This window comes from Gordonia otitidis (assembly GCF_020735545.1).
GTDB lineage: Bacteria > Actinomycetota > Actinomycetes > Mycobacteriales > Mycobacteriaceae > Gordonia > Gordonia otitidis.
On the sequence record NZ_CP085974.1, the window covers coordinates 741,671 to 757,714 of the forward strand.

The window sequence follows — 16,044 nt, forward strand, 5'->3', positions numbered from 1 at the left end:
ATTGCGTGCAACATGGTGAGCTCACTTCCTCGCGACTTCCGAGAAGACCGTTCGCCACGATCGCCCTCGTACTTCTGATCGCCGCTGCCCTGCTGGGGACGGGCGGATTCGCTTCACCATCGGCCGAGGCGGCACCTGCCAGCGCTACTCCCGTGCGCTATTCCGGCGGCACCTATGTCGCGTTGGGTGATTCCCGGGCGTCGGGCGGCTTCTTCACCCCGACGCCCGGCTACTTCGGGGGATGCAAGCGGTCGGCGCTGAACTATCCGACGGTCGTCGCGGCGCTGACGCTGCCGCGGCGTTTCGTCGATGTCTCCTGTGCAGGCGCGCTGTCGGAGCAGCTCTACCGCGTCGGGCAGCAGACCAGTGGCGGATACAAGCCGCCCCAGGTGCGGTCGGTGCCGTCCGATGCGCAGCTCGTCACCGTGAGCATCGGCGGCAACGACATGGCGTGGGGCCGCATCGTCGGTCCGTGCGGTATTCAGCCGCTCGGCGACAGACACTGCCGCTCCAACCGCGCCCTGGCTGCGCTCGCGAACAGGCGCATCTCGATCATGGAAGACGCCGTCACGCCCGCACTCGCCGCTGTCCGTCGCAAGGCCCCGCGCGCTCAGATCGTGGTCGTGGGTATCGGTGGCTTCATGGGTACGCACGGGTGCTGGCCACTCGTACCGATCAGCGATCCCGACGTCCGGTGGCTCAACGGCGTGTTCGTACAGGCCAATCGGGCGCTGGCTCGCGCGACCGCGAAGGTCGACGGCCGGTTCGTCGACGTCAATCGTGCGTCTGCGGGCCATGATCCGTGCAGCCTGGCGTCGTGGTACGAATCAAGTCTGAGCAACCGCATCGCGTATCCCTACCACCTGAACAAGGCCGGGTCGATCGGTGTCGCGACCCTGGTCAATGCGGCGATCCGACGCTGACGAGGCGCTCGAACAGACACGCCCGCACTACTATTCGAGCTGCTCGGCGACCTCGAGCCACTCCATTTCAGCGGTGTCCTTCTCGTCGACGACACCACGCAGTTCGGCACCCAACGTCACGAGTCGATCGGGATCTGTTGCCGCGTCGGCTAATTCGACGTGCAGTTGCTCTTCCCTGGCCGTCAGTTGCGCGATGCGACGCTCGAGCCGGTTCATCGTCTTGCGCGCCTCGCGGTGTTCGGCGGCGCTGATCGTCGGCGGCGTCGGGTCATCGGCACCGGTCGCTCCGCCCGCTCCGGAGAGCACTGCGGACCGGTTGTCTCCGGTACTGGATGCGGCGATCTCCTTGCGCCGCTGCAGGTATTGCTCGATGCCGCCCGGGAGGTTGGTGAGTTTCCCGTCCCCGAAGAGCGCCCAGGTGCTGTCGGCGATGCGCTCGATGAGGTAGCGGTCGTGGCTGATCACGACGAGGGTGCCCGCCCAACTGTCCAGGAGGTCTTCGAGTTGCTGGAGTGTGTCGATGTCGAGATCGTTGGTCGGCTCGTCGAGCAGGAGCACATTGGGCTCCGCCATGAGGATGCGGGTGAGCTGCAGCCTCCGTCGCTCGCCGCCGGAGAGGTCGCCGACCGGTGTGCGCTGGCGTGCGGGTGGGAATCCGAGCCGCTCAGCCAGCTGTGCCGCTGAAATCTCCTTGTCGCCCAGCATGATTCGTGTGGCCACGGACTCGACCGCGTCGATGACGCGCTGGTCCGGGTCGAGGTCGTCGAGCTCCTGCTTCAGCCACCCGAGGCTCACGGTGAGGCCTTCGACGCGACGACCCGGCGCGACGTCGACCTCGCCCGCCAATGCGCGCAGCAGCGTCGTCTTTCCTGATCCGTTGACTCCGACGAGTCCGACGCGTTCGCCCGGCGCCAGGCGCCAGGTCAGATCGTCGAGCAGCACTCTGCCGGGTTCGCCGTGCTCGCCCGCGGGTGTCTCGATGTGGGCGTCCTCGAGTTCGATCACCACGCGCCCGAGTCGACGCCGCGCAAACGCCGACAGCGCCACCGAATCGCGGGGCGGCGGAACGTCGGCGATCAGCTTCTCTGCCGCTTCGACGCGGTAGCGCGGTTTGGAGGTACGCGCCTGTGGGCCGCGTCGCAACCACGCGAGCTCTTTGCGTGCGAGGTTCTGCCGACGTTCCTCCGCGGCGTCGGCCTGGCGCGCCCGCTCCGCGCGGGCGAAGATCCAGTCGTTGTAGCCGCCCTCGTACTCGTCGACCTGCCCGTCGTGGACTTCCCATGTCCTGGTCGCCACGGTGTCGAGGAACCAGCGGTCGTGGGTGACCACCACGAGCGCTCCGCGCCGCGAGACGAGGTGTTCTGCAAGCCACTGCACCCCCTCGACGTCGAGGTGGTTGGTGGGCTCGTCGAGGATCAGCACATCGGAATCGGTGACGAGTGCCGCCGCAAGCGCAACACGACGCCGCTGCCCGCCGGAGAGTTCGTCGACGCGCGCGTGCAACAGTCCGTCGATACCGATCCCGGCGAGGATGGAGCGCACACGTGCGTCGCCCGCCCACTCGTGGACCTCGGTGTCATCGCCGACCACGACGTCGGAAACGGTTGCACCCGCGGGCAGTTCGCCGCGTTGAGTGACCACCGCAACATGCGTCCCACCCGTGCGCGACACACGACCGCTGTCGGGTTCGGTGACGCCGCCGAGGATCTCGAGGAGGGTGGTCTTACCGCCGCCGTTGAGTCCGACGACGCCGATCCGCTGTCCTTCGTGCACACCGAGGCTCACCTCGTCGAGCAACGGCTTGATTCCGTAGCTCTTGCTGATGCGGTCCGCGTTGATCAGCGCGGAGGTCGAGGCAGGTGGCACCGGTCGAGGCTACCAATGTCGGGCGGGGTGGCCGGGAGGCGGACTCGGCAGCGCAACTCCGAACCCGCCGTCTCCGCACGCGGCGTCGGTGCCGCCGACACTGCCGCGATGCACCTACCAACATGCCGAGGCGATGTGCGGTTTACGGAAAGCTTAGATCACACATTTCGCTTGTGCTCGGATTTGTACTGAGAAATATCCGACCGCTCCTCGGGAGGAATAAGCGGTTGAGCGTTGACAATCGTCTCGTCACCCGGCTCGTTGTCTTTGCTCTCGACGTACTCGATTCGGAAGCAGACCGCACTGACGATCAGTGCGATCAGCATCGCTGCGCCAAATGCCCAGGCCAAACCCCCACCTTCGGTGGCCAACAGTGAGACGAATGCGCCGAGCAGCATAGCCGCTGCCAGCAGGAGGACATAGCCGATCATAGATAAAGGAAGTCGACGCAAAGCTTCTCGCATAGTGGACCACCATTTCTTTGTCTACCGCGATTTCTTCGTCTCCCGCGAGCATACTCCGGCGAGTCCGGCATGTAGGTGATGTGCATATATCCGGCAGCACGATCTGCGCATTCAGCGACCGGACTCGGCTTCCACCGTGACGATCACCCCTCGTGGAACACGTCCGCCGTGAGGGGAGCTCCAACAGGGGTTGGCAAGCAATCGCGCGCCACGCGGGAGCATCGAGGCCTACATCGACCAAGCATTGCCGCCCGGTTGACCGAACTTCTCGAGACGCCGAGCGACCGGCTCCCGACGACTGCTAGTCCCGCGAGAACGCCTGCGAAACCGTACGCATCTCGTCGTCGAGGGATTGTGTGACGACGCTGGTGTGATCGGCTCGCGGATGCGTGACGAACGAGACGTCGGCACCCGACGCACGTAGCCGATGAACCAGGGCCGCTGAAAACGCGTATGGGACAACGGGATCGAAAATTCCGTGGTCGATGCGGATGGGCACCTTCCACCCATCTGTCGGTATCGACATGTAGTCCCCGAGAGCGTCGGTGAAGGTCTTGTCGGTGAAGGCACGCGCAACCAGCGAGCCCGGTGACACCGCCCGCATCGCTTCGGAGAAGTCACCCGAGCACTTCTCGTGCGCGAGTTCGAGGTACTTCTCGCCCTCGGTCGTCAGATGGTCCCTGACGTGTAGATCGGGGCGTGCGTGATCGAGCCCTGCGAGGATGAACAGCAACAGTCCACCGACGACGTTCCCCTTGCCCAAGCTCGGCACACGCGGTGTGAAGGCGCTGAACACGGACTCGATGCCCGACGCGGGCGCTGCCGCGATCACCTCGTGCAGACGCAGTTCCGGGGCGTAGCTGCGCGCCATGTGACCGGCGAACAGGGCCGCGTGCCCGCCCTGCGAGTGACCCATCGACACCCAGTCGTTGCTCAACCGGGATTCCTCCCAGCGCGCCGCCCGAATCATGTCGAGAACCGAATGCGCGGCCGCGCGTCCACCGAGGTACTCGGTCTGCTCGGCCGTGCCGAGGCCCGCGTAGTCGGTTGCCGTGACCGCGTAACCCGCCTTCAGTGCTGCGGTGACCGCGGCGTCGACTCCCGAGCCGGTCTTGGTCTTACTGGGTGCACAGTTTTCGCCGATCCCGGTGGTGCCGTGTGCCCAGGAGACGATCTTCCACCCACCGGGCGGTGGCGTGCCCTGCGGAATCCAATAGATCCCCGACGACGGCGCGATCCGTCCGGCCTGATCACGCGTCACATATTCGACGCGTTCGGCGGCAGCGGCGCCGGGCGGTAGTTGTGCCGCGGGCACCCGATCGCGGGTGATGATCGTCCCGCCCGCGGGCAGATCGTCGGCGGTCGCGTGGGGCGAGATCGCGAACAGACCCGACGCGCAGAAGAGAGAGGTCACGAGTGCGCCGACCCCGCGCCCCAACCACCTCCGTCGCGCTCGCACCCGCACAGGATAGCGGCGGCGACGCTCACTCATCGCTCACACGCGCCCCGGGAACCGGCCCACTCGCGGTGCGCACCGCGCGCGCGACGCCAGCACCCGACAGTTCGGCTGCGACATTGACCGCCGACATCTCGTCGGCGCACAAGAATGCGCACGTCGGTCCGGAACCGGACACGATTCCCGACAGTGCACCCGCATCGACACCTGCGCGCAGTGTTCGACGCAGCGTCGGCTGCAGGCTCAGCGCGGCTCGCTGCAGGTCGTTGTGCAGATGAGTTGCGACAGCGCGGGCGTCACCGGAGGCCAGCGCGGCTATGAGTGCGTCGGGATGCGCAGTCTCGGGATCGATGTCGCCGGTAGCGACCTCCTGAGAGCTGTTGTCGCGCAGCCGATCGAGCTCGCGGTAGACCGCGGGCGTCGACAACCCGTCTCGCGCGAGCGCCAGCACCCAGTGCAGTTCTCCGCGGGCGAGGACGGGCACCAGTTGCTCGCCGCGCCCGGTGCCGAGTGCCGTCCCGCCACGCAACGAGAACGGGACGTCGCTGCCGAGTCCCGCGGCGATCTCGACGAGTTCTGCGCGCTCGATGTCGAGCTTCCAGAGATCTGCCAGGGCGACGAGGGTTCCCGCGGCGTCGGCGCTGCCGCCCGCCATCCCGCCGGCGACCGGAATGCGTTTGACGATGTCGATCGAGACGGCGGGCTCCCTACCCACGTACGCACCGAGCGCGACGGCCGCGCGTGCAGCGAGATTGGAGTTGTCGACCGGAACGTCGGCCACCTCACGTGAGCCGACACCCTTGCCGTTGTCCCTGGTCACCGACACACTCAGGTCCGTCGCCGGCGCGACAGAGACGTCGTCGTAGATCGAGAGCGCCTGGAAGACCGTCACGAGATCGTGGTAGCCGTCGGCGCGCAGCGGTCCGACGCCGAGGTGCAGGTTGACCTTGGCGGGCACCCGCACGCGGACGGCGTCGGACACGACCGACAACGACGTAGGAGACACAATGTTCCAGCGTAATGGACCGTGAGTCAGGTGAGGCAATCACGATCTCGGCGACAAACCAATCAGCGGTGGACGATTGCGGACGGTTCATCATGGGATATCGATAACGAGAGTGTCGGTGAGACTGCGCGACACACAGGGAAGCAGCACGGCTCCCACTTCCCGCTCGTCGTCAGAAAGTACGTCGTCGCGATGATCCGGGAGGCCAGCCAGCACCCTCACCTCGCAGGTGCCGCAGATGCCTGCTCGACACGACGACGCGAGTTCGTAGCCCGCTCTCTCAAGAACATCGAGCACACTCTCCCACGGAGCAACATTCAGCGGGCGACCACCGGAACCGACGCGCACCACGAAATCGGCGTCATCTCCTGATGGCGCCGCAGACGCTGGCTCGAACGATTCAGTTCGCAATGCCCCAGCGAAGTCGAAGCACTCAAACCCGAGTCGTAGTTCATTGAGCATGCCGACCGGCCCGCACGCGTAAACCCCGGTGCCTTCGTATGAGCCCTCAAGAACGTCGCTCAATACCGGACGCGTCTCTGTAAAAAGTCGCGCCCGTGGATCGTGAACGAAAAGGTCTCGGTATGCCATGCGGTCCGCGCCGCGATTCGTGTAAATGAGGCGCCAAGGGGCACCGGCAGCGTCGACGTGCCTGATCATTGGGATGAGTGGCGTGATCCCGATTCCGCCAGCAATGAAGACGTAGTCGGCGTGTTCCTCAAGCTCGAATGCATTGACGGGAGCGGCGACATCCAACGAGTCTCCAACCGCAACACCGTGGTGTAGCGCGCTCGAGACTTCACCGCCTGAGTTGCGGACGGCGATTGTCAGAGTCTCGGCATCGACTTGTCCACACAGTGAATACTGCCTGATACCCAGCGATCCTAGGTCGACGGAAATATGAGAACCAGGCTGCCACGACACCTTGCCGCCCTCCGGCAGAAGGATCAGTTCGATGACATCGGTTGCCACGACACGCTTGTCGACGACTGTCGCCGACACCATGTCAGTGAACTCCGGCCGATTCGGGCGTAAAGACCGTCCACGCAATGTCGTGCATACCCTGCATCGCACGCAGAATCTCTGCACGATCGGCATCCGTGTGGGCGTATCGGCTGAGCATCTGACGACCAAGCCCGACGTGGAACTTCTCGTCACGCTCGATCTGTTTGTAGATGCGCGTCACTTCATCGAGACCGTGGCGCTCTGTTCCCTGAAACGTTGCTTCAAAGCTGCCCTCGGCAGAGGTCTCCGAAAGGTTCCACGCAGCGATCGCAGCGAGTGGATGTCGGTCGAGGCACTCCCACATGAACTTGCTCCATGGCACAGCCTCCTCGGGAACTGTCGTAGGCACCTCACCACCAAGCGATTCGATCGCGCGTCCAACCATCTCGTAGTGCTCGGCCTCTTGGAAAGACTGCTTCGCAAGAAGGGTTATGTGTTTGCGGTCGAACTGCATTCCGTACCTGGCGATTTCCTCGTTCAGAAGAAACACGTAGTCGATCTCACGCCAGCACCGCGGCGCGAGCCATTTAGCGAGCCGAGCCGGATTGGGGTCGAGATCGAACGACTCGAAGAACGCGCTCGTCGCACGGTGTGTGGACTTCTGCACGGAGTCGAGAAGTTCATCGAGTTCGTCGGCAATTTCGTCGATGCCGTTACCACCGCGGATGTTGCGGACGTTGGCCATGGGTTCCTCCTGAGAGCGAGTGTGTGTGGTCGCGCCAGCAAATATTGGGCCCGATTGGATACATGTATACAATTTCTCTCGCCCCCGATCAACCCCCCATTTCCGTTCGGGCCTCGATGGATGGACGTCGCTTGCGGCATACGATCGTCCGATGGCGAGCAATACAGACCCCGTGCGCAGCACGATCGCGCCAGTCGGCGTCGTAGACCAAATCGCAGCCGTCTACTCCGACGAGATCCTGCAGGGCGTATATCCGCGTGGATATCAGCTGCGCCAAGCAGAAATCTGCTCACGCTTCGGAGTCAGCCGCACGCCGGCGCGCGACGTCCTCAACCGGCTTCACGGCTCCGGCCTGATTCGGTTGGTGCCTAACAAGTCTGCCGTCATTGACCTTCCCACGCTCCAGCAGTTGGCCGAGGTATACGAGATTCGCGCTGAACTTGAAGCGCTCGCGGCTGCCCGCGTTGCGCGTAGGCGCGATCCCGACTCGGTCGCACGCCTCATTTCAACCCAGCACAGGATCAACGACGTGATGGGCGCGCTAGCGCAACCGAGCGACATTGCGACCATCCCCCCGAACACCGTGGAACAGCTACGCGCGCTCAACGACGAGTTCCATACTCTGGTCCACAACGAATCCGGCAATTCGCGCCTCGTAGACGAAATTGCCTCGCTCACCAGACTTTTCCCCAAAGATGCGGTCTTCCGTGCCATCCGTAGCTCTGAGGATCTACTAAGGCTCTATGTCAGCGACCACGCCGAGTTACTCGATCGACTGGCAGCGGGAGACCAGGAGTCGGCCCGCATGGCGATGCGAGGCCACATTTCAGCGTCGCTGGAGATGCTCACGGAGTACCTACGCGCCCAGGGCTACCCAGAGAACTGACCAGGTCCATCTGAAAAACCGATGCAGATAGTCGGAAATAGGTGTTCGACCGAGCCCCCCTCCTTGTGCACGATTGGCAGAACCGGGAAGCGCCCCAACCGGCAGCACTCACTCATCGCACTCCGTGCGCCGTGTGGGTTCACATCTCAGAGGCTGTACAGCGCCTAGGTCACGAGGAGACCGACATGAGCGACACAACAACCCCCCGCATTCGTCCGATCAACCTGATCGGCGGTTCGGTCGGCGTATTCGTCCACTGGTTCGACTGGGCTGCATACGCGTATCTGGCTGGCACTATCGCCGATGTCTTCTTCCCATCCGACAATCACGTCGCCGGCGTGTTGGCGGCACTCGCCGTCTTCGCCGTTTCGTTCGCTGTGCGGCCACTGGGTGCACTCATATTTGGACCGCTGGGCGACCGAATAGGCCGACAGCGCTCCCTGGTTCTGGTTGTGACGATCATGTCGGCGGCGACGTTGGTCGTTGGCCTGTTGCCCGGCTACAGCACGATCGGCATCGCGGCCCCGATTCTGCTCATCTCGGCGCGGTTGCTACAAGGTCTCGCCGCCGGGGGCGAATTCGGAAGCGCTGCGACATTTCTCGCAGAGCACGCGCCAAGAAAAAGCCGCGGCTTCTGTGTCAGTGGGCTTGAAGTGGGCAGCCTACTCGGTTTCCTGGCAGCGTCGTTGGTCGTCTTCGTTCTTGACACCACACTTACGACCGACCAATTGGAGACGTGGGGATGGCGCATTCCGTTTCTCGCGGCAGCACCCCTAGGCATCGCAGCATATCTCATTCGTCGATGCACTGAGGACACCCCGGCATTCCTCGAACTCGAGGAGACGTCGCAGAAGTCCAAGGCACCTCTAACCGAGCTAGTGGCTGACCGTTCCACCCGACTCACACTGTTCCGGATGTTCGGCATCGAGATCATGCAGCACGTTTCGTTCTATCTCGTTCTGGTCTACTTGGTTACTTACCAGACCGAACAACTTGGCTTCGATGCAGGCAAGGCAGCTCTGGCATCAACCCTGGCGTCGCTCGCAGGCTGTCTTCTGGTCCCAGCGTTTGGGCATCTCTCTGATCGCGTCGGCCGCAAACCAATTCTGCTAGCAGCAGGCGTTGGCATGGTGATCGCAGCGTTCCCCCTGTTCGTATGGATGAAACAGGGCGGTACCGCCGGGATGATCGCGGCGACTGTTCTACTCGGAGTTCTGGTCGCCGCAGTCTTGGCCGTCCACGCCACCACTTTTGCAGAGTTGTTTCCGACTCCCGTTCGCCAGGCAGGATTGAGCGTCGGGTACAGCCTGACCGCCGCGATCTTTGCAGGCACGACGCCCTTCCTGATGACTTGGCTATCCTCGTTGACGTCGTGGGGGCTAATCCCCGCTGCCTACCTCGCTCTCGTCGGACTTGTGGGTGTACTGACGACATTCACGATGCGGGAATCCGTAGGTGCGGACCTAGATGCAGTAACCACCGACACCATTATTACCCAAGCCGTACGAGAAACGTCGGACCCCGCGGTCAGAGACTCTTCAATTACCGTGCGTGAAGACAGTCGCGCTGCCGCCAATACGAAATGAAGACTGCGTCACCTAAACGTTCTTAGCCTTCTTGGCCTGAGATCCTGGTGAGTCGTAATGTCGACATCCAGGCGGCGTCAGGGGCGCCACTGCCGCTCGACGAGCGCTGCGACGTCGTCGACGACGAGCGCCGCCCCGGCGTCGAGGAGTTCTGCCGCCGCGATGCCGCCTGATTTCACCCCCACGCACGGGCCGGGAAGCCGGTTGGCCGCGGCGACGTCCCACACGCTGTCACCAACCAATATCGCGCGAGACCCGCCCGCAGCATCGAGAGCCGCATGGAGCAGATCGGAGGCGGGTTTGGACTGCTCAGCGTCGTCCGAGCTGGTCACCGCAGCGAAGTCGTCGCGGGTCATGCCGATCAATTCCAGAGCGGCATCGGTGAATTCGCGTGCGCCCGAGGACGCGAGTGCCACCGTGTAGCCCGCGTCGGTCAGCCCTGCGACCAGTTCACGCACCCGCGGAAACGGTTGCACCTTGTCGAGTACCTCGCGGTATCGATCGGCCCACTCGTCGCGAAGTTGGTCACCGAGTTGGTCCTCGACCTGCTGCCCGCACAATTCTCCGACGAGCAGGTCGCCACCCATGCCGACGGCACGGTGAATCCGCCACCACGGAGGCGTCAAGTCGCGCCCTGCGAACGCACGCTGCCACGCGTAAGCGTGCCAGTACGTCGAATCGATGAGCGTACCGTCGACATCGAGGAGCACGGTGTCCACGGCATCTGAGCTGACATCTTTCGTCATCGATTCTCCTCACGGTCCAGCAGGCGGCCCCCTCTCCCACCCTGTCAGAATCTCGACGATCGCGACCGATGGAGTTCACGACATGGCAATTCGATTCGGCTACACCCTGATGACCGAGCAGGCCGGACCCCGACAACTCGTCCGGGATGCGGTGAGCGCCGAAGCCGCGGGCTTCGACTTCGAGGTGTCCAGCGACCACTACTCCCCCTGGCTGTCGGCGCAGGGCCACGCTCCCTACGCGTGGACTGTGCTCGGCGCGATAGCGCACGCCACGGAGCGCGTCGGGCTGATGACCTATGTGACCTGTCCGACGATGCGCTACCACCCGGCCGTCGTCGCACAGAAGGCAGCGACGCTGCAGCTTCTCGCGGAGGGGCGATTCACCCTCGGACTCGGCAGCGGTGAAAACCTCAACGAGCACGTTGTCGGCGAGGGCTGGCCGTCGGTCGGTGATCGGCAGGAGATGCTGGTTGAGGCGATCGAGATCATCGGTGCACTGCTCGACGGCGGTCTGCTCGACTACCGGGGCGAGTTCTTCCAGGTCGACTCCGCCCGTCTGTGGGACGTCCCCGACGACGGTGTGCCGATCGGGGTCGCCGTCGCGGGCGAACGCGGTATCGGGCAGTTCGCGCCGATCGCCGACCACCTCATCGCCGTACAACCGGAGGAGTCGCTGATCTCCCTGTGGAACGACGTCGACGACGCGCCCACGATCGGTGCGGACGCGCGGGCCATCGGCCAGATCCCGATCTGTTGGGATCCTGATCCCGAGGTCGCGAAAAAGCGCGCGCACGAACAATTCCGCTGGTTCGGTGGCGGCTGGGACGTCAACGCCGACCTGCGCACCACCGCCGGGTTCGCCGCCGCGACACAGTACGTCACCCCCGACGACGTCGCGGCGTCGATCCCGTGTGGACCCGACCTCGATGCGATCGTCGAGTCAGTGAGCGCGTACTGGAAAGCGGGCTTCACCGATGTCGCACTCGTCCAGATCGGCGCCGACTCGCAGCAGGCCTTCTTCGACGAGGCCGCCAAACCATTGCTCGCGAAGCTGCGGTCAGCCGCGGGCTGAGCGCCCTGTCGACGGTCCCGAGCGCACGGTCGACGGTTCCGAGCGCCCACTCGGCAGCTCAGGCGGGTTCGACGGCCGCGAGACGCACGAAATCGCCGACGTCGAGTTTCTCGCCGCGGATCTGCGGGTCGATACCCGCGGCACGCAATCGTCGTTCGGCCTCGGCGGGAGAGCCGGCCCATGTCGCCAGCGCGGAGCGCATCGTCTTGCGACGTTGCGCAAAAGCGGCGTCGACGGCAGCGAACACCTCTGCCCGCGTGGTTGGTTCGTCCACGTAGGGGTCTGTTCTCGTGATGCGCACGAGACCTGACTCGACTTTCGGCTCCGGCCAGAACACGTTGCGCCCCACCGCCCCGGCACGAGCGACGTCGCCGTAGTAGCGCGCCTTGACGCTCGGCACCCCGTAGACGCGGGAACCCGGCCCGGCAGCGAGACGATCGGCCACCTCGGCCTGCACCATCACAAGTGCCGTTGCGATCGTGGGGAATTCGGCCATGAGATGCAACAGGACAGGCACCGCGACGTTGTACGGCAGGTTGGCGACGAGTGCAGTCGGAGTGACAGGAAGGTCTGCGGTGGTCACCGCCATGGCGTCGGCGGTGACCACGTCGAGTGCATCGACACGCTGCGGAGCGAACTCCTCGACAGTGCGCGGTAGTCGCCGCGCCAGCTTCGGATCGATTTCCACGGCGACCACCCGGCCTGCTGTGCCGAGCAATGCGAGTGTGAGCGAACCCAGCCCGGGACCGACTTCGAGAACCGTGTCGTCAGGACCGACTCCGGATGCCGTGACGATGCGTCGAACAGTGTTCGCGTCGTGGACGAAGTTCTGACCCAGGGTCTTGGTGGGACGGACGTCGAGCTCGGCGGCGAGTTGTCGGATCTGTGCCGGACCGAGCAGCCTCGGGACGGTCGCGCCGCCCGCGGCGTCGTCCGTCAGCGCAGGCCCAGACTCGACGAGCAGGCCGGCCACGCGCCCCACCCCTGTGCCGCGAGGGTCTTCTGTGCGATCGCGATCTGTTCCTCGCGCGAGGCGAGATCGGGACGCGGTGCGTACTCCTGGCCACCCCAGCGGTCCCAGGTGTTCTGGTCGAACTGGATGCCACCGTAGAAGCCGTTACCGTTGTTGATCGCCCAGTTGCCGGTCGATTCGCACTGCGCGAGACGATCCCACACCGAGCCGTCCGGCACGTCGGGAGCGCCTTCCTTGGTGCCGATCTTGACGGTTGCGGCGACGGGGGCTGCGATCTGATCTGCCGAGACCTTGTCGCGCTTGACCACCTTGCCGTTGACGATGGTTACGTTGTAGGTCACATTCGCGCGTCCCGGCTTGCCCGGGTTCACGACGACCTTCTTGTCGCGCACGAGGGTCGGGTCGTCCTGCTTGTTCTCGGGCGGTGCGACGTCTTCGAGCACGGTGTCCTGCTCGGTGCGGATACGGGTGACGTCGATGACCATGTTCGGCGTGACCTTGGTGTCCGCGGCTGGCGTGACCTTGTCCTCGTCGGACAGCGGCTTGCCGGTTGCGGTCAATGCCTCGGCGACGGTCGATGCGGGGACGGTCGTCGTGAAGCGGGTTCCGCCGTCGACGACGGTGACCGGCTTGGGCAGCGTGACATCGACCACGGCACCGCTGACCGGGATGGACCCGTCCACCGAGAAGTTGGCGTCCTCTTCGCCGTGGGCGAGACCCTTTTCGGCGAGCAGTTCGTCGACCTTCACCGCAGTCGTCTTGACCTGCTCCTTGCGGCCCTCGACGTCGAGGACGACGGTCTTGAGTCGCTTCATGGTGATGGTGCTGCCGTCACCGAATCCCGAATCGGGCCCGGGGCTGACCTGGTCACCCGCGGCTGGCGTGTAGCCCTGCGAGCGGAGCACCGAGTCGACCGACATCGACATGGTCGAGATCTTCATCGTGTGCCCGTCGACGTCGAGCGTCACGTTCTTGTGCATCGCGACACCGGCGATGCCACCCGCAGTGAGGGTGGCGAGCACGGCACCGACGGCCACACGGGCGCGCATCGATTCTGAGTTGTGGATTTTGGCAAGTACAGACAAGGTCCAGGCATCCTGATCGGCAACAACGTCAACCCGCATCAGGCGTCAGAGGGGCGTGTCCCTCGAGGCTCGTCATGCGGCCTCATCACCTCGAGATCACTCCCGAGGATGACCGGGTCATCCGGTCGATCGACGCCCACCTTCACGCGGGATCACAATACGATAACGAGGCGGGGCGATTACCGCAAAGGTAGCTGGTAGGCGCGTCGCGCGTTGTCTCCGAGCGTCCTGGCGAACGATTCGGCGTCGACTCCACGCGTCGACGCGAGCGACCTGGCCGTGTACGGCAGACAGTATGACTGATTGGGTTGTCCCCGATACGGATCCGGCGTCAGGAACGGGGCGTCGGTTTCGACGAGGATGAGCTCGTCGGGGACGACGCGAGCGGCGTCACGCAACGACGAGGCATTGGCGAAGCTCACAGTGCCCGCGAAGCTCAGGTAGTAACCGCGTTCGACGCACTCGCGGGCAACGTTTTGGTCACCGGAGAAGCAATGCATGATCACGGTGTCGGGAGCGCCCTCATCAGCCAGGATGTCCAACACATCGCCGTCGGCCTCGCGGTTGTGGATCATCAGCGGTTTCCCGATGCTCTTCGCGAGCCGGATGTGCCAGCGGAACGCTTCGTGCTGGATCTCGGGCTTCGCGCAGTCGTCGGACCGGGCGGGCCAATAGTAATCCAGGCCCGTCTCCCCCACGGCGACCACCCGGGGGTGCTCGGCCATCTGTGCCAACTCGCGTGAGGTCGCGTCGTCGAGATCGTCCGCATGCATCGGATGCAGCGCGACCGCGGCGTAGACCCTGTCGTCCCAGTCCGCGGCGGATACCGCCCAGCGGGCGTCGACCATGTCATCGGCAACTGTGATCACCGTCTCGACCCCGACGCTCTCGGCGTGATCGACGATCGCGCGGACGGTCTCCGGTGAACGTCCGCCGCATGCAGCCAGGTGAGTGTGCGCGTCGATCAGCCCGTACAGCGGCGTCGGGTCCGGCGGCGGCTCACGTCGACGACGCTTCTTCGCCGCTTTCGCGCTCTCGGTGCGCTCTGCGCTGTCGGGGGCCTGCGCGGTGTCGGGGTCCTGCGCGGGGTCGGGGTCCTGCGGTGCGACAGACTTCGAACCGGCCGGACGGGCTGAATCCTGTGCTTCCTCCGTCATGGTCACGACTCTAGAGGTGACGCTCCTAACGCCGACAGCACCACAGATCACGCCGACAGCACCACGCTGCGCGCCGACAGCACCGGGAATCGCCGACGCTTCACCGGTGCCCTCGATGGTCAACCGGTGCCCTCGACGACCTGCCCGGTGCCCTCGGTGGTCAACCGGTGCCCCGGCGGTCAGAGGTGCACAGTCCCGCTGATGACCGTGGTCGAGTGGCCGCCGACCCAGATGTTCCCACCGTCGTCGTCGACGTAGACGCGACCCGAGCGCTGCAGTGCGGTGCCCTGCGAGGCCACGTAGCTCTCGCCGACCCGCCCGGTCGAGCGGAGCCAGACAGCGATGCCTGCGTTGAGGCTTCCGGTCACCGGGTCCTCTCCGACGCCTGCCCCACCGGCGAAGCCGCGGACCTCGAACTCGACGTTCGGATCGTCCGGGTGGCCAGACGGGTATCGACCGAGGAGCCCGACGTCGTAGGCCGCGAGCGCGGCGAGATCGGGTTCCGCGGAGAGCACCCGCTGCGCCGAGTCGAGTTCAAGGACGAACCACGGCGGCCCGTTGTCGATCCACTCGGCCGCCAGCACGTGCTCGCGGGACAGACCGAGCGAAGGCAGGACCTCGTCGACGAGCGCCTCCTCGACGGCCCCCGACCGTCGCAGTTGCGGCGCCGCGAAAGCGACCCGATCACCGTCGCGTCTGACCGACACCAGTCCGACACCGCACTCCTGGACGATGCTCGACCCGCGCGGCGCACCTCCTGCGGCCAGCCAGGCATGCGCCGAGCCGAGGGTGGGGTGGCCGGCGAACGGGAGTTCACCCGCGGGCGTGAAGATGCGCAGTCTGTAGTCGGCCGCCGGATCGGTGGCCGACTGGATGAATGTGGTCTCCGAAAGGTTAGTCCAGCGAGCGAACGCCGCCATCTCGTCGTCGGAGACCCCGTCGCCGTCGATGACCACCGCAACGGGATTGCCGCGCAACGGTTTAGAGCTGAACACATCCACCTGGGCGAAACGCCGCGATCCCTGCGTCGAAGACATGACTCCATGCTCACCGCCGCACACGGACGTTGTAAAGCGAATTGCCGCTGACTGCCCCACACCGTGAACATCTCGATGGACCGCCTCGCGACCGCAG

The 16,044-nt window shown here is 64.9% G+C and carries 15 protein-coding genes; 4 read left to right on the plus strand and 11 right to left on the minus strand.

What is annotated here, in order from left to right; translation table 11 throughout:
• The first annotated feature begins 5 nt into the window (after nucleotides 1-5).
• Nucleotides 6-923: an SGNH/GDSL hydrolase family protein gene (locus tag LK459_RS03290; protein ID WP_407648711.1), complete on the plus strand. Its 918-nt coding sequence runs from the start codon at nucleotides 6-8 to the stop codon at nucleotides 921-923.
• A 30-nt stretch (nucleotides 924-953) separates the two neighbouring features.
• Here LK459_RS03290 and LK459_RS03295 read toward each other — a convergent pair whose 3' ends face one another.
• The 6 genes from LK459_RS03295 to LK459_RS03320 all read right to left on the minus strand — a co-directional run bounded on the left by LK459_RS03295 (nucleotide 954) and on the right by LK459_RS03320 (nucleotide 7,405).
• The gene (locus tag LK459_RS03295) at nucleotides 954-2,789 is read right to left on the minus strand and encodes an ABC-F family ATP-binding cassette domain-containing protein (protein WP_007239423.1); all 1,836 of its coding nucleotides are present in this window, start codon (nucleotides 2,787-2,789) and stop codon (nucleotides 954-956) included.
• Nucleotides 2,790-2,947: 158 nt separating this feature from the next.
• A complete protein-coding gene (locus tag LK459_RS03300) occupies nucleotides 2,948-3,220 on the minus strand; it encodes a hypothetical protein (RefSeq protein WP_227921801.1) in 273 nt (90 codons plus the stop codon).
• A 334-nt stretch (nucleotides 3,221-3,554) separates the two neighbouring features.
• Nucleotides 3,555-4,691, minus strand: coding sequence for a lipase family protein (locus tag LK459_RS03305; protein WP_456071402.1), 1,137 nt, complete (start codon nucleotides 4,689-4,691; stop codon nucleotides 3,555-3,557).
• A gap of 46 nt (nucleotides 4,692-4,737) precedes the next feature.
• Nucleotides 4,738-5,715 carry a 4-(cytidine 5'-diphospho)-2-C-methyl-D-erythritol kinase gene (locus tag LK459_RS03310; RefSeq protein WP_227921805.1) on the minus strand — a complete coding sequence of 326 codons (978 nt, stop codon included), beginning with the start codon at nucleotides 5,713-5,715 and terminating at the stop codon, nucleotides 4,738-4,740.
• A gap of 90 nt (nucleotides 5,716-5,805) precedes the next feature.
• Nucleotides 5,806-6,720, minus strand: coding sequence for a PDR/VanB family oxidoreductase (locus LK459_RS03315; protein WP_227921806.1), 915 nt, complete (start codon nucleotides 6,718-6,720; stop codon nucleotides 5,806-5,808).
• A gap of 1 nt (nucleotide 6,721) precedes the next feature.
• The gene (locus LK459_RS03320; protein ID WP_227921808.1) at nucleotides 6,722-7,405 is read right to left on the minus strand and encodes a hypothetical protein; all 684 of its coding nucleotides are present in this window, start codon (nucleotides 7,403-7,405) and stop codon (nucleotides 6,722-6,724) included.
• A gap of 151 nt (nucleotides 7,406-7,556) precedes the next feature.
• On the opposite strand from LK459_RS03320, the gene LK459_RS03325 reads away from it, so the two are divergent.
• Complete coding sequence (locus LK459_RS03325) at nucleotides 7,557-8,291, plus strand: GntR family transcriptional regulator (RefSeq protein ID WP_227921810.1); 735 nt, start codon at nucleotides 7,557-7,559, stop codon at nucleotides 8,289-8,291.
• 185 nt (nucleotides 8,292-8,476) lie between these two features.
• Nucleotides 8,477-9,877: an MFS transporter gene (locus LK459_RS03330; protein ID WP_227921812.1), complete on the plus strand. Its 1,401-nt coding sequence runs from the start codon at nucleotides 8,477-8,479 to the stop codon at nucleotides 9,875-9,877.
• Nucleotides 9,878-9,954: 77 nt separating this feature from the next.
• Here the strand turns inward: LK459_RS03330 and LK459_RS03335 are convergent, their stop codons facing one another.
• Nucleotides 9,955-10,623 (minus strand): HAD family hydrolase, encoded by a 669-nt coding sequence (locus LK459_RS03335; RefSeq protein ID WP_227921814.1) that lies wholly within the window; start codon nucleotides 10,621-10,623, stop codon nucleotides 9,955-9,957.
• 82 nt (nucleotides 10,624-10,705) lie between these two features.
• On the opposite strand from LK459_RS03335, the gene LK459_RS03340 reads away from it, so the two are divergent.
• Nucleotides 10,706-11,695, plus strand: coding sequence for a TIGR03557 family F420-dependent LLM class oxidoreductase (locus LK459_RS03340; RefSeq protein ID WP_227921815.1), 990 nt, complete (start codon nucleotides 10,706-10,708; stop codon nucleotides 11,693-11,695).
• 58 nt (nucleotides 11,696-11,753) lie between these two features.
• Here LK459_RS03340 and rsmA read toward each other — a convergent pair whose 3' ends face one another.
• The 4 genes from rsmA to LK459_RS03360 all read right to left on the minus strand — a co-directional run bounded on the left by rsmA (nucleotide 11,754) and on the right by LK459_RS03360 (nucleotide 15,947).
• Complete coding sequence (gene rsmA / locus LK459_RS03345) at nucleotides 11,754-12,668, minus strand: 16S rRNA (adenine(1518)-N(6)/adenine(1519)-N(6))-dimethyltransferase RsmA (protein ID WP_227921817.1); 915 nt, start codon at nucleotides 12,666-12,668, stop codon at nucleotides 11,754-11,756.
• Nucleotides 12,632-13,717 (minus strand): resuscitation-promoting factor, encoded by a 1,086-nt coding sequence (locus LK459_RS03350; protein WP_227921819.1) that lies wholly within the window; start codon nucleotides 13,715-13,717, stop codon nucleotides 12,632-12,634. Before LK459_RS03350 ends, rsmA begins: the two co-directional genes overlap by 37 nt.
• Nucleotides 13,718-13,932: 215 nt before the next feature.
• Complete coding sequence (locus LK459_RS03355) at nucleotides 13,933-14,910, minus strand: TatD family hydrolase (RefSeq protein ID WP_227921821.1); 978 nt, start codon at nucleotides 14,908-14,910, stop codon at nucleotides 13,933-13,935.
• A 179-nt stretch (nucleotides 14,911-15,089) separates the two neighbouring features.
• Entirely contained in the window at nucleotides 15,090-15,947 is an 858-nt protein-coding gene (locus LK459_RS03360; protein WP_227921823.1) for a PhzF family phenazine biosynthesis protein, read from the minus strand.
• Nucleotides 15,948-16,044: the final 97 nt, after the last annotated feature.